This is a genomic window from Fervidobacterium sp. 2310opik-2, from assembly GCF_011057735.1.
Classification (GTDB): domain Bacteria; phylum Thermotogota; class Thermotogae; order Thermotogales; family Fervidobacteriaceae; genus Fervidobacterium; species Fervidobacterium nodosum.
Map to the genome: position 1 here is coordinate 25,027 of NZ_LNGG01000001.1, position 23,592 is coordinate 48,618.

25 protein-coding genes are annotated in these 23,592 nt (G+C 33.9%); 15 read left to right on the top strand and 10 right to left on the bottom strand.

Features of this window, described 5'->3' with window-relative positions:
- Nucleotides 1-15: 15 nt before the first annotated feature.
- The 14 genes from AS161_RS00140 to argF all read left to right on the top strand — a co-directional run bounded on the left by AS161_RS00140 (nucleotide 16) and on the right by argF (nucleotide 14,405).
- A complete protein-coding gene (locus AS161_RS00140) occupies nucleotides 16-735 on the top strand; it encodes a hypothetical protein (protein WP_164541337.1) in 720 nt (239 codons plus the stop codon).
- Nucleotides 716-2,323 (top strand): radical SAM protein, encoded by a 1,608-nt coding sequence (locus AS161_RS00145; RefSeq protein WP_164541338.1) that lies wholly within the window; start codon nucleotides 716-718, stop codon nucleotides 2,321-2,323. The genes AS161_RS00140 and AS161_RS00145 overlap by 20 nt, the downstream gene beginning before the upstream one ends.
- Nucleotides 2,324-2,374: 51 nt before the next feature.
- Nucleotides 2,375-5,485: an S-layer homology domain-containing protein gene (locus AS161_RS00150; protein WP_164541339.1), complete on the top strand. Its 3,111-nt coding sequence runs from the start codon at nucleotides 2,375-2,377 to the stop codon at nucleotides 5,483-5,485.
- Nucleotides 5,486-5,521: 36 nt separating this feature from the next.
- On the top strand, nucleotides 5,522-6,520 hold the full coding sequence (locus tag AS161_RS00155) for an ABC transporter permease (protein ID WP_164541340.1): 999 nt from the start codon (nucleotides 5,522-5,524) through the stop codon (nucleotides 6,518-6,520).
- Between the two features lie 20 nt (nucleotides 6,521-6,540).
- The gene (locus tag AS161_RS00160) at nucleotides 6,541-7,428 is read left to right on the top strand and encodes an ABC transporter ATP-binding protein (RefSeq protein WP_164541341.1); all 888 of its coding nucleotides are present in this window, start codon (nucleotides 6,541-6,543) and stop codon (nucleotides 7,426-7,428) included.
- 44 nt (nucleotides 7,429-7,472) lie between these two features.
- Entirely contained in the window at nucleotides 7,473-8,597 is a 1,125-nt protein-coding gene (locus tag AS161_RS00165) for an ABC transporter permease (protein ID WP_164541342.1), read from the top strand.
- Between the two features lie 22 nt (nucleotides 8,598-8,619).
- The gene (locus tag AS161_RS00170; RefSeq protein ID WP_011993885.1) at nucleotides 8,620-9,504 is read left to right on the top strand and encodes a phospholipase D-like domain-containing protein; all 885 of its coding nucleotides are present in this window, start codon (nucleotides 8,620-8,622) and stop codon (nucleotides 9,502-9,504) included.
- A gap of 5 nt (nucleotides 9,505-9,509) precedes the next feature.
- On the top strand, nucleotides 9,510-10,505 hold the full coding sequence (locus tag AS161_RS00175) for an L-threonylcarbamoyladenylate synthase (protein WP_011993884.1): 996 nt from the start codon (nucleotides 9,510-9,512) through the stop codon (nucleotides 10,503-10,505).
- Between the two features lie 67 nt (nucleotides 10,506-10,572).
- Nucleotides 10,573-11,100, top strand: a complete 528-nt coding sequence (gene hslV, locus AS161_RS00180) for an ATP-dependent protease subunit HslV (protein WP_041257108.1) — start codon at nucleotides 10,573-10,575, stop codon at nucleotides 11,098-11,100.
- 36 nt (nucleotides 11,101-11,136) lie between these two features.
- The gene (locus AS161_RS00185) at nucleotides 11,137-11,418 is read left to right on the top strand and encodes a DUF503 domain-containing protein (RefSeq protein WP_241241290.1); all 282 of its coding nucleotides are present in this window, start codon (nucleotides 11,137-11,139) and stop codon (nucleotides 11,416-11,418) included.
- 40 nt (nucleotides 11,419-11,458) lie between these two features.
- Nucleotides 11,459-12,037 carry a bis(5'-nucleosyl)-tetraphosphatase (symmetrical) YqeK gene (yqeK, locus tag AS161_RS00190; protein ID WP_164541344.1) on the top strand — a complete coding sequence of 193 codons (579 nt, stop codon included), beginning with the start codon at nucleotides 11,459-11,461 and terminating at the stop codon, nucleotides 12,035-12,037.
- Entirely contained in the window at nucleotides 12,034-12,774 is a 741-nt protein-coding gene (locus tag AS161_RS00195; RefSeq protein ID WP_011993880.1) for a hypothetical protein, read from the top strand. Before yqeK ends, AS161_RS00195 begins: the two co-directional genes overlap by 4 nt.
- Nucleotides 12,775-12,814: 40 nt before the next feature.
- The gene (locus tag AS161_RS00200) at nucleotides 12,815-13,273 is read left to right on the top strand and encodes a hypothetical protein (RefSeq protein WP_164541345.1); all 459 of its coding nucleotides are present in this window, start codon (nucleotides 12,815-12,817) and stop codon (nucleotides 13,271-13,273) included.
- A 190-nt stretch (nucleotides 13,274-13,463) separates the two neighbouring features.
- Nucleotides 13,464-14,405: an ornithine carbamoyltransferase gene (gene argF, locus AS161_RS00205; protein ID WP_164541346.1), complete on the top strand. Its 942-nt coding sequence runs from the start codon at nucleotides 13,464-13,466 to the stop codon at nucleotides 14,403-14,405.
- Between the two features lie 77 nt (nucleotides 14,406-14,482).
- Here argF and AS161_RS00210 read toward each other — a convergent pair whose 3' ends face one another.
- Genes AS161_RS00210 through AS161_RS00240 form a run of 7 tightly spaced genes read right to left on the bottom strand, consistent with a single transcriptional unit; the run spans nucleotide 14,483 to nucleotide 21,476 of the window.
- Nucleotides 14,483-15,328, bottom strand: a complete 846-nt coding sequence (locus tag AS161_RS00210) for a protease modulator HflC (protein WP_011993877.1) — start codon at nucleotides 15,326-15,328, stop codon at nucleotides 14,483-14,485.
- Nucleotides 15,325-16,245 carry an FtsH protease activity modulator HflK gene (hflK, locus tag AS161_RS00215; RefSeq protein WP_011993876.1) on the bottom strand — a complete coding sequence of 307 codons (921 nt, stop codon included), beginning with the start codon at nucleotides 16,243-16,245 and terminating at the stop codon, nucleotides 15,325-15,327. Before hflK ends, AS161_RS00210 begins: the two co-directional genes overlap by 4 nt.
- A gap of 6 nt (nucleotides 16,246-16,251) precedes the next feature.
- Nucleotides 16,252-17,973: a hypothetical protein gene (locus AS161_RS00220; protein ID WP_011993875.1), complete on the bottom strand. Its 1,722-nt coding sequence runs from the start codon at nucleotides 17,971-17,973 to the stop codon at nucleotides 16,252-16,254.
- A gap of 30 nt (nucleotides 17,974-18,003) precedes the next feature.
- The gene (locus AS161_RS00225; protein ID WP_238374614.1) at nucleotides 18,004-18,465 is read right to left on the bottom strand and encodes a ribonuclease III domain-containing protein; all 462 of its coding nucleotides are present in this window, start codon (nucleotides 18,463-18,465) and stop codon (nucleotides 18,004-18,006) included.
- Nucleotides 18,428-18,802 (bottom strand): DUF1667 domain-containing protein, encoded by a 375-nt coding sequence (locus tag AS161_RS00230; RefSeq protein WP_011993873.1) that lies wholly within the window; start codon nucleotides 18,800-18,802, stop codon nucleotides 18,428-18,430. Before AS161_RS00230 ends, AS161_RS00225 begins: the two co-directional genes overlap by 38 nt.
- Complete coding sequence (locus tag AS161_RS00235) at nucleotides 18,799-20,037, bottom strand: FAD-dependent oxidoreductase (protein ID WP_011993872.1); 1,239 nt, start codon at nucleotides 20,035-20,037, stop codon at nucleotides 18,799-18,801. The genes AS161_RS00230 and AS161_RS00235 overlap by 4 nt, the downstream gene beginning before the upstream one ends.
- Nucleotides 20,034-21,476, bottom strand: coding sequence for an NAD(P)/FAD-dependent oxidoreductase (locus AS161_RS00240; protein WP_011993871.1), 1,443 nt, complete (start codon nucleotides 21,474-21,476; stop codon nucleotides 20,034-20,036). The genes AS161_RS00235 and AS161_RS00240 overlap by 4 nt, the downstream gene beginning before the upstream one ends.
- A 130-nt stretch (nucleotides 21,477-21,606) precedes the next feature.
- On the opposite strand from AS161_RS00240, the gene tmk reads away from it, so the two are divergent.
- Nucleotides 21,607-22,200, top strand: a complete 594-nt coding sequence (gene tmk / locus AS161_RS00245) for a dTMP kinase (protein WP_164541347.1) — start codon at nucleotides 21,607-21,609, stop codon at nucleotides 22,198-22,200.
- Between the two features lie 7 nt (nucleotides 22,201-22,207).
- Here tmk and fliQ read toward each other — a convergent pair whose 3' ends face one another.
- Genes fliQ through AS161_RS00260 form a run of 3 tightly spaced genes read right to left on the bottom strand, consistent with a single transcriptional unit; the run spans nucleotide 22,208 to nucleotide 23,590 of the window.
- A complete protein-coding gene (gene fliQ, locus AS161_RS00250) occupies nucleotides 22,208-22,474 on the bottom strand; it encodes a flagellar biosynthesis protein FliQ (RefSeq protein ID WP_164541348.1) in 267 nt (88 codons plus the stop codon).
- A 40-nt stretch (nucleotides 22,475-22,514) separates the two neighbouring features.
- Nucleotides 22,515-23,270, bottom strand: a complete 756-nt coding sequence (gene fliP / locus AS161_RS00255; RefSeq protein WP_011993868.1) for a flagellar type III secretion system pore protein FliP — start codon at nucleotides 23,268-23,270, stop codon at nucleotides 22,515-22,517.
- On the bottom strand, nucleotides 23,267-23,590 hold the full coding sequence (locus AS161_RS00260; protein ID WP_011993867.1) for a flagellar biosynthetic protein FliO: 324 nt from the start codon (nucleotides 23,588-23,590) through the stop codon (nucleotides 23,267-23,269). The genes fliP and AS161_RS00260 overlap by 4 nt, the downstream gene beginning before the upstream one ends.
- Nucleotides 23,591-23,592 lie beyond the last annotated feature (2 nt).

The following is a 23,592-nucleotide window of genomic DNA, read 5'->3' on the forward strand; positions in this document are numbered from 1 at the left end:
GTAGGTGAGATAAAAGTGAAAAGAAGATTATTTGTTTTATGTTTTGTATTGTTGATTTTTGCTACTTTTTACTTTGCTGACGGTTACTATGTTCGTATGGTTTATGAAACAAGCAAGTCTGGTATTTTTATGCGTTCTGAAGAAGTTTACGAAACGGACGACATAAAAGTTGTTATTGTAAACACGCCTCAAAGCTTTGTATGGGTAAGGATAAAAGATAAATGGTATATAGGTGATTCGGATGTATTGAAGAGAACCTTCCCAATAAAAGATTTACTTGAAATTGCGTACGATTATGTTAAGTCTAAAAAACTGGATATTTCTCGTGATGGAGTTTATAGATTCAACGAAGACTTTTTTATTATAGAGATATTTGTTATAGATAAAGAGATAGTTCGAGTTACAAGGATTGTTGGTGATGTTACAACTACGATGTACATAAATAAATTTCCTAAGCATTTTGACATAAAGTCGATAATTTCAAAGTACAAATTCATTGAAGAAAGTCCAATACCTGAAAGATTTTTTGCTGTATTCAAACTTTTTCTTTGGTCAAATACTGTTGAAGGGAAAGATTTTCTGAGAATTATAGGATATGATAAAGATGGGAACCCGTTAGAATTGGAAATAAACAAAAAAGAAGGAGACTATAAAGTGGGGACGTACTATTTGAAAATCCTGAAAGCTTCGGAGAGTAGTTTGAAGGAGATAAAGAATGCGTTGCGTGATTATTGATGGGTATGTTGACGAACCAGCAGTTTTAGGAGTTCCACCATATGTAAGCACTTATGTTAGATACACTGCTGGGCTGTTTTTAATTAAAGGTTTTGAAGTTGATTATTATACGATAGATCAAGTGCGTGCCAGCGATACGTGGCACGCTTTTTCTGTGTATGATACTATGGTTATAATAGGTGGGCTTACCGTACCGGGAAAGTACGTTGGGGGGAATCCTATAACACCCGATGAAGTTAAAAAGCTTTTCGATGTTAATACCAAACCTTATCGAATACTCATAGGCGCGATTGGTAAAGCTTTTTCAAATAAAGGTGGAAGTTTTGCTAAAAAATTTGATTTCGATGTTGAGGAAGTTGTTGAAGATTTTTCATCGTGGATTTCCCAAGAATTTGGCGCAGATTACTTGCAAAGTATAAGAGAAACTTCCATAGCAGGTGCTGAGATAGTTAAATTTCATCCAAGATTTCCTGATGTTATATGTGAGATAGAAGTTTCACTTGGTTGTGAAAGACGTACATTTTGCACATTTTGTACAGAACCTATTTTGCACCCGAAATTTTTCTCAAGGCCAGTAAAAGATATTGTTGACGAAGTTGAGGCACTTTACAAGAATGGTATAAAAGCATTTAGGTTGGGAAGAAGCGCAAACATAATAGCTTACGGTAGTGATTTCAATAGTGGAACCATAAATCCCGAAGCTGTTAATGAGCTTTACAGTGGGATAAGATCTAAATGCGATGATATAAAGGTACTGCACACTGATAACGCCAATCCGACTTACATTGCTAAAAACTTAGAGAAATCAGTTAAAATTTTAGAAAGTATAGTAAAATACAATACATCAGGTGATATCCTGTCTTTTGGTGTGGAATCTTTTGACGAAATTGTGAGAAAAAAGAACAATATCAATGGAACCGTTGAAGATATAGATTTAGCAGTTAAAGTTGTCAATGAAATTGGTGGTCTTAGAGACTCAGGCGGTGTGCCAAAATTACTACCTGGAATAAACATTATATTCGGTCTATTTGGTGAAACAAAGAAAACTTACGAAATAAATTACAATAAGCTTTTATGGTATTTAGAAAATGATTTACTTTTGAGAAGAATTAATTTAAGGCAAATAATGATATTCCCTGGAACTCCTTTATATTATCTTTCTCAGCGAAAAAATGTAAGACCTGATAAACGTTTGTTTGAACACTATAAATATTTGATAAGAAACAATGTTGACACACCAATGCTGAAAAAGGTTTTTCCGCTTGGAACAATTATAAGATACGTTATTCCAGAATTTTCAGAGGGCAAAATAACATTTGGAAGACCATTAGGCACATACCCTATACTCATAGGAGTCCCTGCGAAGTTCTCAGAACCAACAGATATTGTAGTTGTTGGGTATGGTCATAGGTCTTTAACAGGTGTTAGACTTGTTGAATTAAATAAGCTTACAATCGAAGAATTAGAAAGTATTCCAGGCATTGGAAAAAAGAACGCGCTGAGAATTAAACAAGGGGATTTTTCGACAGTGGATAAAAAAGCTGAAAATTTTGTTAAAAAATTTTTTGTTGAAATAAAATTAAATTAATTTGGTATAATAAAACTAAAGGAAAAACAGAATCCAAGAGGGGGGATTAAAATGAGAAGGGGAGTTATTTTTTTAACAATTTTGGTATATTTGCTGATAGGTTTTTCAATAACAGTTAGCGCAGAAACTTACGTAGACGTCAAAGAATCTCATTGGGCATATGAAGCTGTTGAAAAGTTGAGTAATATGGGGATAATCACCGGTTTTCCAGATGGTACGTTCAGAGGGAACGAAGTGATAACGAGGTTCCAAGTAGCCGTTTTACTGTATAGACTTTACAGTGTATTTGATACAAAGATAAGTGATATAGACAAAAGAATTTCAGATATTGAGAAAAAGTTTTCCAATTTCACTGTTCAAACAAACGCACAATTTACAGATGTTTCAAAAGAGATTTCCTCAATAAAGAACTCAATTACTCTTCTTTCAAACGACGTTAAAAAACTCGTCTCTGAAGTTAAAAGCCTTTCAGAATTGTACTCCAACCTCCGCACATCTGTAGATGATAATAGTTCGAAATACGAAGGTATCAAAAAAACTGTTGAAGCAATATCAGAGAAATACAGTTATTTACAAAAAAAGGTTGATGAAATTGAAAAAAACATCAACAAATTTTCCTCCGCAGTTCTTAATATTGAAGATAAAATAAACAATGTTGAATCATTCTTGAACAGCAGTATCAAAAGTCTGGAGATAGAAACTAAAAATTTAAAATCAGAGATAGAAAAAATTAGAGAAAAAAATGTGAGTGATACTTCTTCTGCCCAAAGTATGAATGAAGGCACCAATACATATATTGATTATTCAAAAGATATAGAATTGCTTTACAAGAAAATCGAATATTTAAATAACCAACTTGAGTATATGAATTATCTAAAAAACGAAGTTAACTCATTGAAAGATGAAATAAAAAACATTAGAGCCTCTATCGAAGAAATCAAGCTAAAAACACCAATTGAAACGACAAATGTTGATAAAGAAAAATTAGAAGAAAATTTAAACACATTAATAACGATCATCGACAATCTTAAAAGCGACATGCAGAATTTAAAGAACACCCTTAAAGATTACGTTAAAAAAGAAGAGTTAGATAAATTTGTCCAAGATGTTTATCAGAAAATACAGACAATTACAAATAGCATATCCTCGTTGACAAACAGCGATAAAGAAATTAACGAAAAAATAGCGAAATTAATAATGCAAATAAATGACATAACATCCGAGATAAGCAAGATTAAAGACACAAAATCAACAAATTCTATAGATTCGAATAAAGATTATGAAGAATTGAAAAACAAAATAGCGGAAATCGAAAAAACAATTGAAGAAACAAAATCGATGGTGTATTCCTCAGCTGAAATGACAGCAATTGTTGAATCAATTAAAAAAGTTGGAGAGCTTGAGAGTAGATTTGAAGAACTCTCCTTGCGACTTACTAATATCGAGAAAATTGTACAGAGCCAAAATAACGAAGAACTTATTAACAGTATTAGTCAATTATCACAGGAAATAAATTCCATAAAAGAATTGTTAGCTGATATAAAGTTAGTTCCAGCGGAGAATATTGATTTATCAGGAATATTGAACAAAATTAACGAACGAGAAAAGACAGTTTCATCTCTCTCTGAAACTGTCAATGATATTTCAAAAAGGCTTTCAGCACTCGAGGAAAAAGTTAGCAATTTGAGTGATAAAATTTCAAAATCTCAAGTCAATGTTAGTGAAGCTTTGAGTAAGGTAGAATTGGACAATTTGAAAGATAGAATTCAAAAAGTGGAAGATGAACTCCAGAAAAAAGCCTCGATAGCACAATTAAACACACTTAATCAAAGCGTTCAAAAAGTTCTTTCAATGGTTATAGAAACAAGAAATGAGTTAAAATCGTTGAACATACCATCCACAACACCTGCTGATGGGACTCAAAAATCGGAGAAATCGTTGGAAAAATCATCAGAAGATATCGAAAATCTAAGAAAAGATATTAGTGAACTTCAAAGTAAAGTTTCCAGCGTTGTTTCAAAGCAAGAAGAACTTGGAACTTTAATAAAAGACGTAAGTGATAAACTTGATAAGGAAAATGCCACTGTAAAAGATATGGGTGAATCCTTAAACGCATTAAAGAAAGAAACAATTGCACTTAAAGAAGAAATTAATGAAACCAAGTCCACAGTTTATGAAATGATTTCTCAAATAAACGGAAAATTAAAAGAGTTAGAGGACCAAAAGAATGTCTCATCAAATGTCGATTTGTCAATTTTTGAGAGCAAACTAAATGCTTTAAAACTATCTTTTGATTCTCTGGAAAATAAAATAAAAGAGCAAGAGGAAAAAAATAAAATGTTGGTTTCAAACATCGATGAAATTGTACAAAAGATTGAAAAATTACAGAATAGTATGGATGAAATTAAAACATTTAAGGAGACTACCCAAACAAAGATGGAAGCAAATACATTAAAATTATTGGAATTAGAGAACAAAATTGCTACGATCGAGTCAACACAAGTTGTATATGAAAAGTTAATTTACCAGGAAAATGAAAATTTGAAAAATCAACAAAAAGAATTTGAAGATAAAATACTAAATATAGAAACTAAACTCGCAGAATTAGAAAATGCTATTAAATTAGATGAAAGAGATATATCCCAAAAACTTGAAACATTAGCTTTGAAATCTGTTAGTAAAGATGAACTGGAAAATAAATTACAGACGCTTTTGAGTAACGTTGATTCACAATTGAATGTGCTAGAATCGAAAGTAATTTCTTTAGAAGAAAAAACAGATAAAAACATAAGTGAAATAGAGAAAATTCGCACGCAAATTCAACTTGTTGAAGTGAAGATTTATTCTTTGACAGGCGAACTTAAGAAATCGATAGACGAAAATAAAGCATTATTGGAAAATAACACAGATTCTCTAAATAAGCTTCAAAGCTGGAGAGATTCACACGAAAAAGAATTCAACGATTTTGTCGCCCTTTATACCGACGAATCATCTAAAACCAACAATAGAGTCATAGAACTTGAAAACAAAGTTACAAAGCTTGAAAAGGATATATCGAATTTGAGTAAAGAGAAAGAAAGCCTACAGAATAATCAAAACTTACTTATACTTTTACTTATATTATCTTTGGTTGTTGGTGTTTTTGGAATAATTGCAAAGTAAACAGAATATTTAGGAAATTATTATAGGAGTGGGGTTGTGTTTTACTCATTTTTAGTCATGAATTTTCGCAGTAAATTTTTGTTAGTCATGAATTTAATACTACCAATCATATTTATGCTTATGTTCGGCGCAGTTTTTGGTAAGCAGAGTGGTGCTTATAAAATTGCCTATTATTCAGATAGGGATATTAATATAGAGAGTGTTAATTGGGTGAAAATTGATAAGCCATCGGATGTTGAAAGTATAAGGACTCTAAAGTTTGATATAGTCATTTTGGCAGAGAAAGGGAAGATAGATGTTTATTATTTAAGTAGCATTGCACAACCAGACAGGGATGTTTTGCTTTTTAGAACAAAGTATTCTTCTGCTCAAAATCAGAGTTCTGTTATTGAAATAAAAGAACATAACCTAAAGTTGGAAAGACAACTAAGCGATCTTGAATATATTATGATAGGCGTTATAGCTGTTTCATTGCTATCGGTTGGTTTAAACGCCGGTGTTAGTATCTTTTCAAAATATGTAAGGTATGGACTTTTTAAAAGATTTATGGTAACAAATGTCAAACCTATGCATTTACTATTCAGTTCGGTCGGAGCGCAGCTCATCACAGGTATAATTTCTTCTTTTATTATTTTGGTTTTGTCAAGATTAGTGTTTGGAGTCAATTTATTTGTCAAAATTTATGATATTCCATTATACATTGCGGTTGTTTTTGCTTCAGTAATGATAAATCTGTCAATTGGTGTTTTACTAAGCTTATTTTTTAAAAAGGCCGCAGAGAGCATCTCTTCTTTGATTTACACTATATTTATATTCTTCTCTGGAGTATATTTTCCAATATCTATTATCCCAAAATCTTTAAGAATAGTATCGTACCTAACACCTCCGAGGTACGTCCATATGATGTTCCAGAAATTGTACGGAGTTAATTCCATGGACGACGTACTTTTCTTTATATTGATAGTTTCATTTTCATTTCTTGGCTTACTTCTTGGTAGTTATGCAATTAGAAAGTTTTTGAAGCCTATTGCCTGAAAAACAGGGAGTGATTCTAAGTGGTTCAAAATAGTTCAGAACAAGTGTTGAAAGTTTCAAATTTGAAAAAATATTACCCAGGCGTCAAAGCAGTCGATGGTGTTTCTTTTGAACTTTTTCCAGGTGAGATAATATCTATACTTGGACCTAACGGGGCTGGCAAAACTACAACCATAGAGATAATTGAGGGGTTGAGAGTTAAAGATGAGGGTGAAATAATATACTTTGGAAAATACAACGAAATTAACGATAAGATTAAAGACAGGATAGGAGTATGTTTTCAGGAAAATTTTTACTTTGAAGAATTAACTGTTGTTGAAATTTTAAAATTGTTTAGCTCACTTTACACTAAATACTTGCCACTAGATGAAATCTTAAATATTTTTGAGCTTAATGAAAAGAAGAAAACACGTGTTAAACACCTTTCGGGAGGTCAAAAGCAACGTTTAGCTGTTGCTTTAGCGTTTGTCAACGATCCGGATATAGTTTTCTTAGATGAACCAACCGTTGGACTAGATCCTCACGCGCGAAGACACCTTTGGGATATAATACTGAAATTCAAATCGCGTGGAAAATCTATTATACTAACTACACACTATATGGACGAGGCTCAAATTCTTTCAGATAGAGTTTATATAATGGATTATGGGAGGATTATTGCAGCTGGTACTCCACACGAGCTTATAATATCATCTGGCCTCAATTCGGTTATTGAATTTCCAAAAGAATACTCGGAATACTTTCAACAAGACGAATTGGTTATCGTTGGTGAATATGCTTATATGCACGTTTCAGATTCTGTAAAGGCTATACAAAATCTTCTTGAAAAAGGCATCCACGATTTCGTTGTCAGGCTCCCAACTCTCGAAGATGTGTTTTTAAAACTAACGGGAAGAAAAATTGATTGATTTAATTTTCTCTAAAATTTACAAATAGTGGGAGAATTGTTAGAATGAGAAGAAAATTAAAAAAGTTTTTAGTATTATTTGATTCTCTATTTAAGGTTCTCTTTTTAAGACAAAAAGAAGCTGTATTTTGGTTGTCGATCTTTCCGACAATCTTGTTTTTGATACTCTCAACATTGTTTGGAAACGTCGAAGAAAACATCGAGCTGAAAGTCAAAATCATTGGGCACAGTAAGACTCTTGAGAATGTTTTTAAAGATATTAAGCAATTGAATGTGATTTTTGAGGATAAATCAAGCAATTCAGATAATCCAGAGCAGATAAATAAAGCCCTTAAAGAACTTGAAAATGAAAAATTAGATCTTGTTGTTGTTTTACCGGATAATTTTGACTCTAAATATTCATCGGCGTTATTGCTTAGAAAAACAAGATTGTTTAAACCTGTACCAATTGATATACACTACATTTCGTTAAGGGATGGTTCTAAGATAGCAAAGGACATTGTAGAGGGCATATTTACATCAATGGGGTTATTAGAGTCCACAACTATCGAAAAGCATTACCTTTCCCAAAATACTTACGATTACAATAATTTCATATATCCTGGTGTTGTTGGAATGGCTATACTTTCTGTGTTTTTGTTTGGTTTTATGAGCGATATTCAATATTTTAAGACAAGAAACATACTAAGAAAATTTTTCACCGCTCCAATAAATCCTGTTTACATTTACATTCTCACAGCCGTTGTGAATTTACTGGTGCTTTTCCTCGGAGTGGGAGTTTTATCCGTATTTTCTTACCTTAAAGGTGTAGATGTAATATCTTATTTGCCAAATTTAATTTTAAATCTACTATTTTCATCAGCTGTCATGATAACATTTGTGATTGCACTAATGACATTCATAACAAAACCTTCGAATTTGTTCGCTTTCCAGCAGGTGTTTTTTCAAGTGCAGATGTTCGTCGGAGGGTTTTACGTGCCATTGAAATTCACAAGTCCTATAATCCAAACCATAGCGAAGTTTTTGCCTATTACATACATCGTGGATAATATGAGAACAGTTAAATCTTTAAATTCAATTGATTCTAATCACTTTCTTGTTCCGTTGATATATATATTAGTGGCTTCTATAATAACTATTATCAGGTCAAAAAAACTTTCGATAGAATAAGAATAAACGTATGGTGATATGGATGAGAGCGAAGATTTCAATCTCTCTAGTTGTTCTAATTATATTTTCACACATTTTGTTTGGGATTCAAGCTTATTTTACAGAATACGGTCCTCTCACGAGCAAGATAATAGATTTTATTAGGAGTTCAAAAGAATATGTTTTCATCTCTTCTTTTGATATAAACCATCCTAATGTTATTTCAGAGTTGACGAAGCTTAAAAAAACTGGTGTTGATGTAAGAATAATAACCGAAAAGCCAATCCCAAATCTTCCTTCCAAAATAGACTATTCAAAAGGTTTGCACCACGTTAAATTTATAGTTAACGAAAATGGCGTTGTATTCGGTTCGGCTAACTTCACAGATAGTGGACTTGAAACGGGATACAATGATATAATAATATTTCCGTCCAATTACTCGAAAAGATTCAAAGAATTTTTTCTCAATCTTTGGAATGAAGGTTTAGTAAGTAAAGTAGAAGATTTTCTTGTTTCACCAATAGACAAAGTGGAAGAACATGTAGTAAAATTATTATTGAAAGCAAGAAAAAAGGTATGGGTTTGCGTTTATGCTTTCACGGATGTTAATATTCTTACAGTTCTCAAGTATAAATCTAGCCAGGGTGTTGATGTAAGGATTATAACCGATAAGTGGTTTTATTCAAGCGATTTGAGTAAATTGCCGATTGAAAATATAAATGTTATCAGCGATAGAATGTTACATCATAAATTTATAATAGTTGATGATATTTTGATTACAGGTTCGACAAATTATACGGAAAGTGGATTTCATAAAAACGTGGAGATGATATGGATAACAAAGGATAAATGGATAGTCAGAGAGTATGAGAAAGTGTTTAAAACATTGGAGAGTGTTGATGATAAAAATTCCAGGAAAGGAGAATAATTTTTGTGGTTTGTAAATTTGATACAAAAATAATAAAGGTAGACGATTTGTATAATCCAGATATTTCGTATGCTTGTGAGGTATTAAAGTCAGGCGGACTTGTTGCATTTCCGACGGAAACAGTTTACGGTCTTGGCGCTACTGCTACAAATCCCGAAGCAGTTAAGAAAATTTTTCAAGTTAAAGGTAGACCAGCGGATAATCCTTTGATTGTTCATGTTTCGAGCGTAGATGAGATAGAAAATATCGCATATCTTAGTGAGAAGTATATTGATATCATAAAAAAAGTAACCCCCGGACCTATAACGTTTGTCTTAAAGAAAAAGGAGAATATACCTAGTGAAGTAACAGCTGGTTTGGAAACTGTTGGTGTAAGAATCCCTGCCCATCCTGTTGCACAAAAGCTTATAAATTGTTCAGGACCGATAGCGGCACCGAGTGCTAATCGTTCTGGAAAGCCAAGTCCAACGGATGCGAATGCGGTAATAGAAGACCTCAATGGTTTGGTTGAGTGCATAATCGATGCAGGAGAATGTGCTTTTGGAATAGAGTCAACGATTGTCGATTTGACAAAAGATTTCCCTGTAGTTCTTAGGCCCGGGCCTATAACACTCGAAGAACTAACACAATTGTTCGGAGTAGTTGAATTTTATCAACTAAAAGAAGGAGAAAAACCTCTGGCACCTGGAATGAAATATAGGCACTACGCGCCTGAGAAACATCTCGAATTGGTTGACCAATCAGCACTCTTAGAGTACCAAAACACAGATGTGCTTATACTCTGCACAAAAGAAACAAAAGAACGTCTTATTCCAAATGCAAAAAATGTGTACATAATTGGTGAATTATCAAAACCATATACAATTGCGCAAAATCTGTATCGTTCATTTAGAGATATTGATAAGACAAATTACAAATACGCAGTTATTGAAAAACTGCCCGAATATGGTATATTCTTTTCGATAATGAATAGAATAAAGAAAGCAGTTAGCAAAAAGTGAAAGTAAATAAGAGCAAGGAGGCGTAAATATGAGTGATACTGCATTAAATGATTTTAATGACAAAAATATGTGGCGTTCTACGACGGTACTTGCAATAAAAAAAGATGGAAAAGTTGTTATGGCCGCCGATGGGCAAGTTACTTACGGTGCGACCGTGATGAAAGGAACAGCAAGAAAAGTAAGAAAAATCGGAGATGGTAAGGTCTTAGCAGGTTTTGCGGGTGCAGTTGCCGATGCTATGACTTTACTCGAAAGATTTGAAAATAAGTATAGAGAGTGGAATGGTAATCTTTTAAAAGCTGCAATTGAACTTGCAAAGGATTGGAGACTCGATAGGGCTTTAAGAAGGCTTGAAGCGATGCTAATAGTTGCAGATAAGGATAATTTATTGCTTCTTTCTGGTACAGGTGAAGTTATCCAACCTGACGAAGACGTAATAGCTATAGGTTCTGGTGGACCTTATGCGTTAGCTGCGGCAAGAGCACTTCTGAGAAACACAGATTTTGATGCGCGAAAAATTGTTGAAGAGGCGATGAAAATAGCAAGTGAGATATGTATATATACAAATGAGAACATAACAATTGAGGAATTATAAAATGTTAAACTCTTAAACAAGAAAGGGGAATTGTTGTTGGTTGTTTGCTATGCTAATGTTCTGATAAGGTTGTTTGGTATAAATTCTTTGAAAGAAAAACGTGGAGTTGTAAAATCTTTAATTAACGAATTACAAAAAAGATTTGAAGTTTCAGCTATAGAATGTGGAAGGCAAGACTCAAAAGATTACATGCTGATTGGAATCGCGTTTGCTACTTTATCTGAAAAAGATTGTGAATCAAAGATGGATAACATTGAAAACTTTATCGAAATGATTCACACCATTGAAGAATTTACCTATGATTTACATCATTTTTAACGTGAAAACGTTGGCAAAATAGGAGGATTGAATATTAAACATGTACAAAGAAATTAACCAATTTCTTGAAAGAGCTGTTGAACTTCTCGTTTTAGAAGAAAGGAAACCCCACATTTATGGAGTTGTTGAATTCTGCGAAAAACTTGCACGAAGGTATGGATTAGATAATGAAAAATTGAAGACTATGGCTCTTTCTCATGATTTATTTAGGGATGTTGAAGGAGAGAAATTGAAGAAGATAGCATCACTTTACGGTATAGAACTCAGCGAAATAGTCTTAAAAAAACCAATTCTTTTGCATGGTTTTGTGGCTTCTGAGTATTTGAAAAGACGGTTTGGAGTAAACGATTATGACGTTTTGCTGGGAGTTGGTTATCATACATCTGGTCATCCGGAATTTGGAGTATATGGAAAAGCGCTAGCCTTAGCAGATTCTCTTGAATTTACAAGGATTTATGATGGTGTTAATAAGTTTAGAGAACTTGCATTCTATGATATGGAACTTGCCTACAGAGAAGTTATAAGGAATAAAATTATATACGCGGTAAATTTCAATTTATATGTTTTGCCTTACACAGTTGAGACGTGGAATAAGATTGTAGAGGAGGGTAAAAAGTGAGAACAAAAAAAACATACATAGGTAGAAGTAGGAGAAGTTCAGAAAGAAATTACGTTAAACCTGTTATAATTGTATTGTCGATTTTATTATTAGTTGGATTTTTATATCTTGGTATACGTATTGTGTCGGTCAAGAATTCAAGCGAATTCGACATGAAGAAAAAATCTGTCTATTATCTATATTATCCATTAGATAAAAGCACATCAGCTAATAACAATGATATAAGTTTGGAAGGTTCAAAACTAAGAGGAAAAATTTTTATTGTTGATGGAGAAAAGAGAGTTGTAAACGTTATTAATGTTCCTGACCATTTGTTTATATTTTCAAAAAAATTAGACATTTCAAGTTCAAATCCACACGATTTTGTTGTTTTATTTAATGAATTGGTAGGTATAAAAGCAGACTATATTTACGAAATAGTCTTGAAAAATGAGTATCTTAAAAAAGTCGGAGTCAAAGAGCTAGATGATTTCGTTCAATATTACGGAAAAAGAGGGCTCAAATTCTTCGATTATTTTACACTTAGTAGCCATGTCTCTACCCTTCGTCCGGAATCTGTGATTACCGAGGCTTCGTTGGCCAAGCTTTATTATTCTCTTGGAAGATTTAACATACAAACTTACGATATACCGACTATGACTTCGAAACCTATAAAAATAACAGTGGGCGATAAAGTTTTTATAAGGTTGTATGTTGATGAGGAAAAGATTCAAGAAACTTTAAAAAATTTGAAGTAATTTACAATAATTTACAATAAATACAAGGGGAGTGATTTTGATGAGTAGGTATTTGTTTTTAATTTTATCGTTGTTATGTCTACTTTTGTCATTTTCGGTATTTGCTGGCGAAATAAGCGCTGGATTTATGTATTCATTTAGTGGAAATTACTTGTTCTCAGGCGAGTTTAATACTCTAGGACTTATTAAAAATGCACCTAACGCAGTTAGTGGTTTTTCTTTGGCCTTAATTACAGACTTTGCTAATTATTACATTTCTTTAGGTGGAATTGCGAAGTACGATATTAAATTAGAGATAGGAACAGTTTCACTTTTTGGAATGGGTGGTATGTTAGCACCTATAAATGGCTTTGGTTTTGAAAAGATTACCAGTATAATAAGAATAGGAGCGAAATATTACTTTGGAGATATCTCCATAACCTCCGGGCTTTTCAGTTTCTATCTTATAGATAATACAAAAGTTGAGGGAATAGAATTTTCGATAGGTTACAACTTCTAATTTTCTAACATATTTTCAATAGCAAGTTTTTTGTGAATAGTTTTTTGTCAATTTTCAAGTATGCTCTTTTATACATAAGTATGCTTGTCTATTGAGTAGTTGATAAATGTTGTATTGTAAGTTATATTCTTTGTAAGTAATTTGTTAGCAATTCACACTTTCAAAAAATAAAGTAAGGGAGGAAAAAAAGATGGGAGTAAACATGAAAGGTAGATCACTTCTTTCACTTATGGATAACACACCTGAAGAAATAAAATATCTTCTTGACATCGCAAAGCAAGTTAAGGCGGAAAGCAGAGCAGGTATAAGACATCAAAGGTTTGTCGGAAAGACATTGGCTCTTATTTTCGAAAAAAGGTCAACAAGAACAAGACTTGCTTTTGAAACAGCATTTGCTGAAGAGGGCGGTCATCCAATATTCTTGTCCATCCAAGACATACAACTTGGTGCGAAAGAATCAGTCGAAGATACGGCAAGAGTTCTGGGTAGAATGGTTGATGCAATTGAGTTCAGAGGTTTCAAACAAGAAACCGTTGAATTACTTGCGAAATACTCCGGTGTCCCTGTATACAATGGTTTAACGGACTTATTCCACCCGACACAAGTTTTAGCAGACCTTCAAACAATTGAAGAAGAATTTGGCAGATTAAAAGGTATAAAGATGGTGTTTATGGGCGATGGAAGAAACAACATGGCAAACTCACTAATGGTCGGTGCGGCAAAGATGGGAATGCATTATGTGATATGCTCACCTAAATCGCTCAGGCCAGAAAAATGGCTTGTTGACGAATGTATGAAATTCGCAGCTGAAAGTGGGGCAAAGATAGAGTTCACAGATAACCCAGAAAAAGCGGTAAAAGATGCAGACGTTATCTACACAGATGTTTGGGCATCAATGGGTGAAGAAGATAAAGCAGCTGAGAGAAGAAAATTACTCCAGCCATACCAAGTTAACGAAGAACTTATGAAAAAGACAGGAAAGCCAGAAACAATATTCATGCATTGTTTACCAGCGGTAAAAGGCGAAGAAGTCACATTTGAAGTTATTGAAGGTAAACAATCAAGGGTATGGGATGAAGCAGAAAACAGAAAACACACTATTAAAGCTGTGATGATTGCGACATTATTGTAATTTTTTAAAGAACAATAACAAATAAATCGGGGACTTTTATGGACTTGTCCCCGATTTTCTTTTTTATTTTTTTAGTTTTACTTAACATATTGCAATATTTCAGCATCTTTGCTTAAAATAATTACACTACCAGGTACAATATCTTTGTAACTCTCAAGTGTTTTCCAAAGTTTGTAGAATCTTTCATCTTTTGAATACGCTTCAGCGTATATCTTTGTAGCACTTGCATCTCCAGTTCCTTTTATATATTCCGCTTTACTAAGTGCTTCCGCTTTTATTATAGCTGCTTTTTTGTCTGCTTCTGACCTGATTTTTTGTGCCTCTTTCTCGCCTTCTGCTCTTATCAACGCTGCTATGCTTTGTCTTTCTGATTTCATTCTTTCGAATACTGCATTTCTATTTTCCGCTGGTAAATCTGTTTTCTTGACTCTTACATCTATCACTTGTATTCCGTAATCTTTTGTGTTGCTGATGGAAAAATCTAATACATCCTTTAAGAATGTCTTTTCTTGTGTTACAATTGTGTCCATATCTAACTTCGCAAGTGTATTTCTCAAACCTGAATATACGACATCATCTAACCTTGATAAAGCTAGGCTCTCAGTTCTCATGCTTTCAATAAAAAGTTTTGGGTCAGAAATCTTCCAAATAATATATGAATCAACGATGAGAGTCTTTTTATCTTTTGTGATAATTCTCTCAGGTGGTATATCGTAAATAGAGTATCTCTTATCTAATTTCACAACGTTATCAACGAAAGGGGTTTTAAAGTTTAATCCCGGCTCGGTTATAACTTTTCTAATTTCACCAAAGCGTAATATAACTACATATTTGGTTTCGTCGACTATAACAATTGAAAGTGCAAGAAATATTATCGCTAAGATAATAACGAAAATAGCGGTGATAAGTTTTGCTTTAGTCATTTCGAATCACCACCTAATAGCTGGTCTAGAGAAAGTACAGTTATTTTTTGTGAGTTATCCATAACCATAATTTTCTTCGCTTTTGGAAGAACTTCTTGGAGAGTAGAGAGTCTCAAACGTGTTTCTGTTATCATAGGTGCTTTTCTATATTCTTCTAAAAGTGCTAAGTATCTTTGAGTTTCACCTTGAGCTTTAAGAACTTGTTGCTGAGCGTAAGATTCCGCTTCCAGCACTATTTTCAAAGCCTCTCCCTCAACTTTTGGGATAAGGTTATTAGCGTATTTATTTGCTTCGTTTATGTATCTTTCTTTATCTTGCTTTGCGTTATTTACATCGTCGAAGGCTGAGACAACTTCGGCTGGTGGCACAACTTCTTGTAGCAGAACGTTCACGATTTTCACACCTGCTTGGTACTTATCAAGTAAGTTTTGAACTATTTCTAATACTTCATCAGCAACCTTTTCACGCTCTTGAGTGAGAATATCATCTACATTTCTTTTTGATATCCTGTCTCTTAAAGCTGATTCTGTGGTAAATTTAACAAGATTGCTTGGATCTTTAATTCTGAAAGCGAATTTCACGGGATCAGATACTTTGTATGACACAACAGCCTCAACACTAACTATATTTCCATCCGCTGTTAGCATCAAAGCTTCAACATCTCTTGATTCGTATTTTCTATCGCCAACTGTACGAAATCCAATCTCTTCCTTCCTTATAGTTTGAACATCAACTATAACATGCGATTGGAAAGGAATAGGAGCGTGGATATGTATACCGGGTCCAACGGTACCAGTAAATTTTCCAAAAGTTTTTATCAAAGCAACTTCCGATGGATTAACTTGAAAAACCCCTGTACCTAAGTAAATCAATATAATAACTATAAATATGGTTATGAGTATTATTCTACTTTTCAATGTTTATCACATCCTTTCTACTATCTTGTAAAGGGCTTTAGCAGCTAAGTAAGTACCTTCCTTTTCGTATCCTTCTACACCGAGCATCGTTCTGATTTCACCAACTCTTACTCCTGTTTCAAACATTTTTTTCAAGAAAATTTCTGCTATTTTGTGGTGTTCTTCTTTTCTTTGAACAGCACCAAATGGATTTGCAAAATAACTCTCTGTCATGCCTTCTTCCGAAGTCGTTCCTTTTGACATACGTTTTCCGGCAGAAAATACTTGAATTGCATCGTCTAAATTATCGAAAAATACAATTCTGTCTTCGTCATTTTTGACTTCTGTGTAATTGTTTGCGTACAAGAAGAAATCTATAGGCGTTGGTGTGATTACCTCTTTATAGTTATTAAATGGAACAATAACGCGCGCATTTATTTTGTCTGGATTCATAAAGATACTCCTATCCATCGTGTAATATGCGTATCCCGGTGGTAAGTCATCTAATCTAACAAATGCACCAGTTTCAGTTCCGTAAGCGACAACCTTTCCATTTACTATATCTAGAGACCCCATATCGTCTATTATAACGTCCACATAAGCTACTTCTTCCAATCTATTTAATGCGTCCAATGTTTCACTCTTACCAGCCCCGCTATCGCCCACAAACATCGCAACGGCGCTTTTACCGTTTTTCAAAACGATTCTTGCCATGGAACCGTGAACTGGAAGTTTCCCTTGGTCTATTCTTATTAAATTATGCATTGTTAGTAACGTTTTCTTCATATAACCAAAGTAATCATTTTCGTCTAATGCCGGAATAACACCTATATATAATCCTTGATCTTTAAATATAACACCATTTTTCCATTTTTCTTGATAATCTGGTATATTTTCGACAGGTAATCCAAATATAAGCGCACCTGATACTTCTTTCTTTTTTAGATCCATAATATTTGCAAACTGGAAGAGATTACCAAGACCTGCTGCATGTGATAGAAATTCTTTGTTTACATAAACAAACATAAGTAAATCAGCGACTAAAATTGGGATTAAATACCAATCTTTTTCCTTATTTGGAAGTTTCAAATCACTTAGAACATTTCTCTCAACAACAGGTAATACACCCTTTCTTTTATTTGATCTTGTGTAAAATATCACAGGTGGGTCAAAAATCGCGCCCCAAACCATTGGAATGTTCGAAAAATTACAAAATCTTTCGTCGTTACAGTCAAAAGAATCTACCAAAAACGTTACTTGAGCACCACTTGGTAATTGCCTTACTATGTTTGAATTATCTGGTTCAATATTTTTCATAATTGTTCTGTAAAGATTTCTCACAAGGTTTTTGAATTCTTCTGCAATCATAGTTGCGGTGAATACTATACTTGTTTTTCGTGCGTTATCGATTGTGTAACTTTCTCTTTTTATCATAAACCTGTGCTTGTTTCTCCAAAAAGAATAGAAAGATTCTATAAATTTTGCTAAATCTTCAGGATTAACGTAATTTATGATTGTTGTTATTTCTTTTACATCTCTTAGAGTGAGTAAATGGAGATACTCAATAAAATGCCTTACATTGTATTCTTCACCTATTCTGAATGCTTCCAATGTTCTTAACAAGGGGCTATTTTTCTCTTTCAGAAAATCGATATATTCCCTTAATAACTTTTCGAAACCAGGATTGCTCAATATTTCGCTCGAATCGGTGTAGACAATTGAACCATCTATAATGACACTTCTTCCCATTTTGCTCCCTCCTTGAATGGTATAATAGAATTACTCAAAGCTTTCAAATCCGAATTTTAAAATTTCTGAAAGTCGTTTTTTATTTGTTAGGTAAAGATATCCAATTAATGCTTCGAATCCTGTACTTTCCATATAAAGGCGGTCATTACCATGTTTTCTAGCTCCTTTACTGTTGATTCCTCTTTGAACAACATTTTTTTCTTTCTCGTCCAATAAGTGTGATATAGACTTCAGTAGTTTGCTCTGTCCCTGCCTTGAAACATATTTATTTGAGCGACGGTGCAAATCTGTAACTTTCACATCGGCTAGTATATAAAGTTTCGCGTAGAGGTTAAAAACTGCGTCACCCAAATATGCGAGTGAATCGATCGACATTTCGTCAGGATTCACATTTGGTTCTGGAAATAGTCTCAAATCAATTTCAATATTATTAGAGCAATTTTCATCGTGGATGTTATGCTGTTTTGATTCGTTCAACATTTCTTGTAGCAACAATATCAGCTCCTGTTCCAAGCACATCTTCTAAGATAATATCACCAGATTTGACAGGTGCTTCAACAACTGTTTTTTTAAGTATTTCCATAATTTCACCTATCAACCTCCTTGGTACTGGCTTGTTTGTTTTTACAGAAACAAGGGGAAGTTCACCATTATTTACTAATACGCTTGAAGTTAATATCCTTAAAGGCTCTGTTACTTCTTGTTTTCCATATTCTATACCTCTCGGGCATTTATTTCCACTAACTATTATTTCACCGTTATCTTCAATAGTTACTGTTAGTCTACATCCTAAAGGACACATAACGCAGACCATTTCTTCGGTTTTCATTCTACCACCTCCACAACGATATCACCGGCTCCTATTTTTGACTCAGGAATTCTTATGTTTACCATCTCACTTGGCATTAAATTTGCGTGTTTTTTGCTGTAAAGTAGATTGTTTCTCTGTTTAACTCTTATCGTTCCTATTTCTAGAGGTTTTTTAACTCTTATGTAAATGTTAAGGTTTGTACCTTCTTCGTACCATGTTGGGAAGAGTAGACCTACATTCTGCCCTTTTTCAACGGAAAATTTAGCAGGTTCCCAATTATTTTTAACATACATCGCCGCAAATTTTCCAGACGTTGAGCCTTCCTCCGTAACCCAATCAACGAGGTCGTATATGACTGTACAATTTCCAGCCGCAAATATCCAATTGAGTGATGTTCTTCCTGAACTTGAAGTCATTATACCCTTTGTCCAAGGATCTATCTTTAGAAAGTCTTTAAATAAAGTGCTTTGTGGAATTAATCCAACTGATAGAATAAGTGTATCAACATCAAATTTTTTCTCCGTACCTGGAATGGGTTTGAAATTTTCATCAAGCTGAGCTATTATTACACGTTCAAGCCTTTCCTTTCCGTATATTCCAACAACAGTGTGACTTAAATATAGTGGGATATTGAAATCTTTTAAACACTGTCTAATGTTTCTTTCTAATCCACCAGGAAATGGCATTCTTTCAACAACGGCGACCACTTCAACACCTTCAAGAGTTAATCTTCTTGCCATTATCAATCCAATGTCACCAGAACCAACAATTATTGCCTTTTTACCAGGGAGCCTATTTTCAAGGTTTACAAATCTCTGAGCTACTCCTGCGGTAAAAACACCGGCGGGTCTGGTACCAGGCACTAGTATTCCACCCATCGGTCTTTCGCGGGCACCTGTTGCTACGACAAGTGATTTTGGTTTGTAAATGGTTACTCCTTCAGTGGAAACAACGGATACTTCTTTTCTTCTGTAATCTATACCATGTACGTATTGTTCTACTTTTACATCAATATTCGGATACTGTTTTACTATGTTTTTTATACGCTCTGCGTATTCTGGACCGGTAAGTTCCTCTCTAAAATAATGAAGTCCAAAGCCATTGTGTATACATTGATTTAGAATTCCACCACTTCGTTCATCCCGTTCCACTATAACTACTTTATCCACGCCCTCTCTCGCAGCTCCTATAGCTGCTCCAAGCCCAGCCGCTCCAGCACCTATGACTAATACATCAACCTCTTTTTCGATCATTGTCTCACCTTCCCATTCAGTACAACACTTTTTTCGCTTCTTAGTCTTATTTCTGATATATCCTTGCCAAGCTCTCTTGCCAAAATTTTCATTATCCTATGCATACAAAATCCACCTTGGCAACTTCCAAACATTGCCCGTGTTCTAAATTTTATGCTATCGATTGTACTTGCACCTCTTTTTATTGCTTCAAGAATTTCTTTCTCAGTTACCTTATTGCAAAAACATATCATTTTGCCGGTGAGTGGATCATTTTTAATTTCCTGATCCCATAATGTAAGTGGCATATCTGCGTAATGTTTAATTCTCTTTCTAATTGGATTGAAATCAGATTTTGGAACAAACGTTTCCCCAACAGATTCTTGAATTTCTTCGACCATGAATTTTGCTATCGCTGGTGCGGCTGTTAAACCAGGCGAACGCATTGCCATAGCGTTGAAAAATCCGGTTATTCTTGTTCTTCCAACGAGAAAATCTTTTTGTGGGCTTTCTGGCCTAAGACCAGCAAATGTTTTTATAGAAGTTCTAAAATCAATGAGAGGAGTCATTTTTAGAGCCTTTGAAATGAGCGATTCAAAACCTTCAAATGTTGTTGACGTATCTTCTCTGAATTCTCTCTCTGGAGGAAGATCTACAGCGGTAGGTCCAACTAAAATTCCACCGTCAACGGTTGGGGTTACGAGTGTTCCTTTTCCAAGAATGGAAGGGGTTGGGAAGAGCACACTTTTGACAAAACCACTGAATTCTTGTTTATCGAGTAATATATATTCCCCTTTTCTTGGATGAAGTGGCACATAGTCGGCATTTGCCATTTTTGCTATCTCATCAGCATATAAACCTGCGGCGTTTATAATTATATCAACCTCAAATTCTCCTTTATTTGTTATTATTTTTTCAACTTTCCCATTTTTTGTAATGATATCAAGTACCTCTGTTTCTAAAAACAATTTTGCACCATTTTCAACAGCATTTTCAACCGCGGCAATTGCCACCATCCAAGGTTCCGTTATACCGGCTGTTGGGGCCCACAGAGCAGCAATTACTTCTGGATTAACATTCGGTTCATAAGAAAGTACCTTATCCCTATCCCATATTTCCATACCTTCTACACCATTTTGCTCTCCACGTTTGTAAAGTTCTTCGAGGGTTCTAACTTCTTCGTCCTTGAATGCTAACACCAAAGATCCGATTCTTTTTAAGTCTATTTCCAATTCTTTTGATAATTCTGTGTACATTTTATTACCCGGTACACAGAATTTTGAACGTACTGTTCCAGGTTCATCATCGTATCCGGCATGAACAATTGCTGAATTTGCTTTTGTAACTCCCATTCCAACATCTACGTTTTTTTCGATTATAATGACTTCTAAATCGTAACGAGATAATTCGCGGGCTATTAACGCTCCTACAGAACCGGCACCTATTACAGCTACTCGCATAAAAATCCCTCCTGATAAAATTCCATAAGGTTTTCAAACTTTTATTCATTTTTAAACCTTTAAATATATTGTACCACATGATAAAATATTTTTAAAATCAGTTTGTGCCAATTCATCAGGAGGGATTTTGATGTTTGTTTCATTTGAGGGAATTGATGGTTGTGGTAAGAGCACGCAGGTAAATTTGTTGGTTAATTACTTAGAAGAAAAAGGTATACCGTACATAAAGGTTAGAGAACCAGGTGGGACACATTTGGGGGAAAGGATACGTGAATTACTAATAAATCAAGAGATGTGTGCAAGAAGTGAATTGTTGTTATTTTTGGCATCACGTGCCCAGTTAGTTGAAAGCGTTATAAAACCTGCTTTGAAAAATGGAAAAATTGTAATTGCTGATAGATTTGCACATTCAAGTGTAGCTTATCAAGGTTGTGGGAGAGAACTTGGGCCCGAGACCGTGAAGATTCTAAATGATTTTGCTACAGATAAAACTTATCCAGATATAGTATTTTACATAGATGTTCCGGTTGATGTTGCCATGGAAAGGATGAAAAACCAGCACAAAGATAGGATAGAAAAAGAAGGGAAAGAATTCTGGGAAAGGATAAGAAATTGTTATCTCAAAATGGCAAAAGAGCATGAAAGCTTTGTAATTATAGATGGAACAAGAACTATCGAGGAAATCCATAGAGAAATAGTGAAAGTATTTAATACTTACCTCTAAAAAAATGCTAAATCATTGGGATATATTTTTCTATTATATCTTTTACAAACTCAAGCATACTTTCAATCATCCAACCAAAGAGTAACATAAGCGTTAAGAAAACAACGATAATTCTTGGAGCAAATGTTAGCGTTTGCTCATGAATTTGTGTAGCTGCTTGGAAAATGCTTATAAGTATACCCACCACTAAGCTTACAAGTAGTGGTGGGGTTATTAGAGTTAACAATAATTGTATGGCATGTTTGGCAATATCCAGGAAGACTTCTAACGTCATCAAGGTCACCCAATCTGACAATTTTTATAATTTAAATAATTTAATACGCGAAACTCTTTACTAAACTGACAATTATCGATTCCCAACCGTTAGCAAGTACAAATACAAGAACTTTAAAAGGTAAAGATACTAAAACTGGAGGAATCATAATCATACCCAATGAAAGAAGAATACTTGCAACGACCATATCTATTACGATAAATGGTATGTAAATTAATATCCCCATTTTAAAACCTATTTCAACTTCCCCAAGTACAAACGCAGCAGTTAAAAGTGAATCAGGAGCTTCCTCAATTTTTGTTACATTTTGTTTCAAAGCGTTGGCAATTGTAAATACATTATCTTCGTTATGATGATTAACAAGTTCGTTTATCATGAATTTTCTTACGGAAGCCATAGTTCTTGAAAAGAATTCTTGGTAAGTTATTTTTCCGTCCATATAAGGTGTTAAAGCATTGGTATTTATTTCATTCCATGTAGGTTGCATTATGAAGAATGTTAGAATCAAAGCCAAACCTATTAATACCTGGTTAGGTGGTACTTGTCTTGTACCGAGAGCATTTCTTGTAAATGAAAAAACTATTATTATCCTGGTGAAAGATGTAAAAAGTATTAATATGCTAGGAGCTAATGTTAATACAGTTAGAATTAATAAAATTTCAAGAGTTGCTACTAAATCTCGAGGTTGTTGTGTGGGAGTTACTTGGATGCTTATTCCAGGAATTGGGACTTCGTCTTGTGAAAATATTGATGAAATGAGAAAAATGAGAAAAAGTATTGTGAAAAACCTTTTCACTTTTTACCACCCACATATTTGTGCAGTATACTTTTAAAATCTTGTGGTTCTTCTTCTAACTCACCTTCGTCAATTGTATCAAGTTTTTTTATAACTTCTGTTTTTCCGGGACTAACAAGTATAACGTAATATTCTTTAAAAATTCTTACGAGAGCAAGGTAAGTATTTCTATCGATGTATACTCTACTTATTACTTTAGCAAAACGCCCCCCAACAACGTTGGGGAGCTTTCTTTTAATAAACCAATATGTAACAAACATAAGGATTATAAATAACGAAAGACCTATGAAGAAATTAATTAATTCCTTTATTTTCGTCACCC

Coding starts and splice junctions, on each gene's coding strand:
- AS161_RS00145 (WP_164541338.1), top strand. CDS start 716: ATGCGTTGCGTGATTATTGATGGGTATGTTGACGAACCAGCAGTTTTA.
- AS161_RS00150 (WP_164541339.1), top strand. CDS start 2,375: ATGAGAAGGGGAGTTATTTTTTTAACAATTTTGGTATATTTGCTGATA.
- AS161_RS00165 (WP_164541342.1), top strand. CDS start 7,473: ATGAGAAGAAAATTAAAAAAGTTTTTAGTATTATTTGATTCTCTATTT.
- AS161_RS00170 (WP_011993885.1), top strand. CDS start 8,620: ATGAGAGCGAAGATTTCAATCTCTCTAGTTGTTCTAATTATATTTTCA.
- hslV (WP_041257108.1), top strand. CDS start 10,573: ATGTGGCGTTCTACGACGGTACTTGCAATAAAAAAAGATGGAAAAGTT.
- yqeK (WP_164541344.1), top strand. CDS start 11,459: ATGTACAAAGAAATTAACCAATTTCTTGAAAGAGCTGTTGAACTTCTC.
- AS161_RS00200 (WP_164541345.1), top strand. CDS start 12,815: ATGAGTAGGTATTTGTTTTTAATTTTATCGTTGTTATGTCTACTTTTG.
- argF (WP_164541346.1), top strand. CDS start 13,464: ATGGGAGTAAACATGAAAGGTAGATCACTTCTTTCACTTATGGATAAC.
- AS161_RS00210 (WP_011993877.1), bottom strand. CDS start 15,328: ATGACTAAAGCAAAACTTATCACCGCTATTTTCGTTATTATCTTAGCG.
- AS161_RS00220 (WP_011993875.1), bottom strand. CDS start 17,973: ATGGGAAGAAGTGTCATTATAGATGGTTCAATTGTCTACACCGATTCG.
- AS161_RS00230 (WP_011993873.1), bottom strand. CDS start 18,802: ATGAAAACCGAAGAAATGGTCTGCGTTATGTGTCCTTTAGGATGTAGA.
- AS161_RS00235 (WP_011993872.1), bottom strand. CDS start 20,037: ATGATCGAAAAAGAGGTTGATGTATTAGTCATAGGTGCTGGAGCGGCT.
- AS161_RS00240 (WP_011993871.1), bottom strand. CDS start 21,476: ATGCGAGTAGCTGTAATAGGTGCCGGTTCTGTAGGAGCGTTAATAGCC.
- tmk (WP_164541347.1), top strand. CDS start 21,607: ATGTTTGTTTCATTTGAGGGAATTGATGGTTGTGGTAAGAGCACGCAG.
- fliQ (WP_164541348.1), bottom strand. CDS start 22,474: ATGACGTTAGAAGTCTTCCTGGATATTGCCAAACATGCCATACAATTA.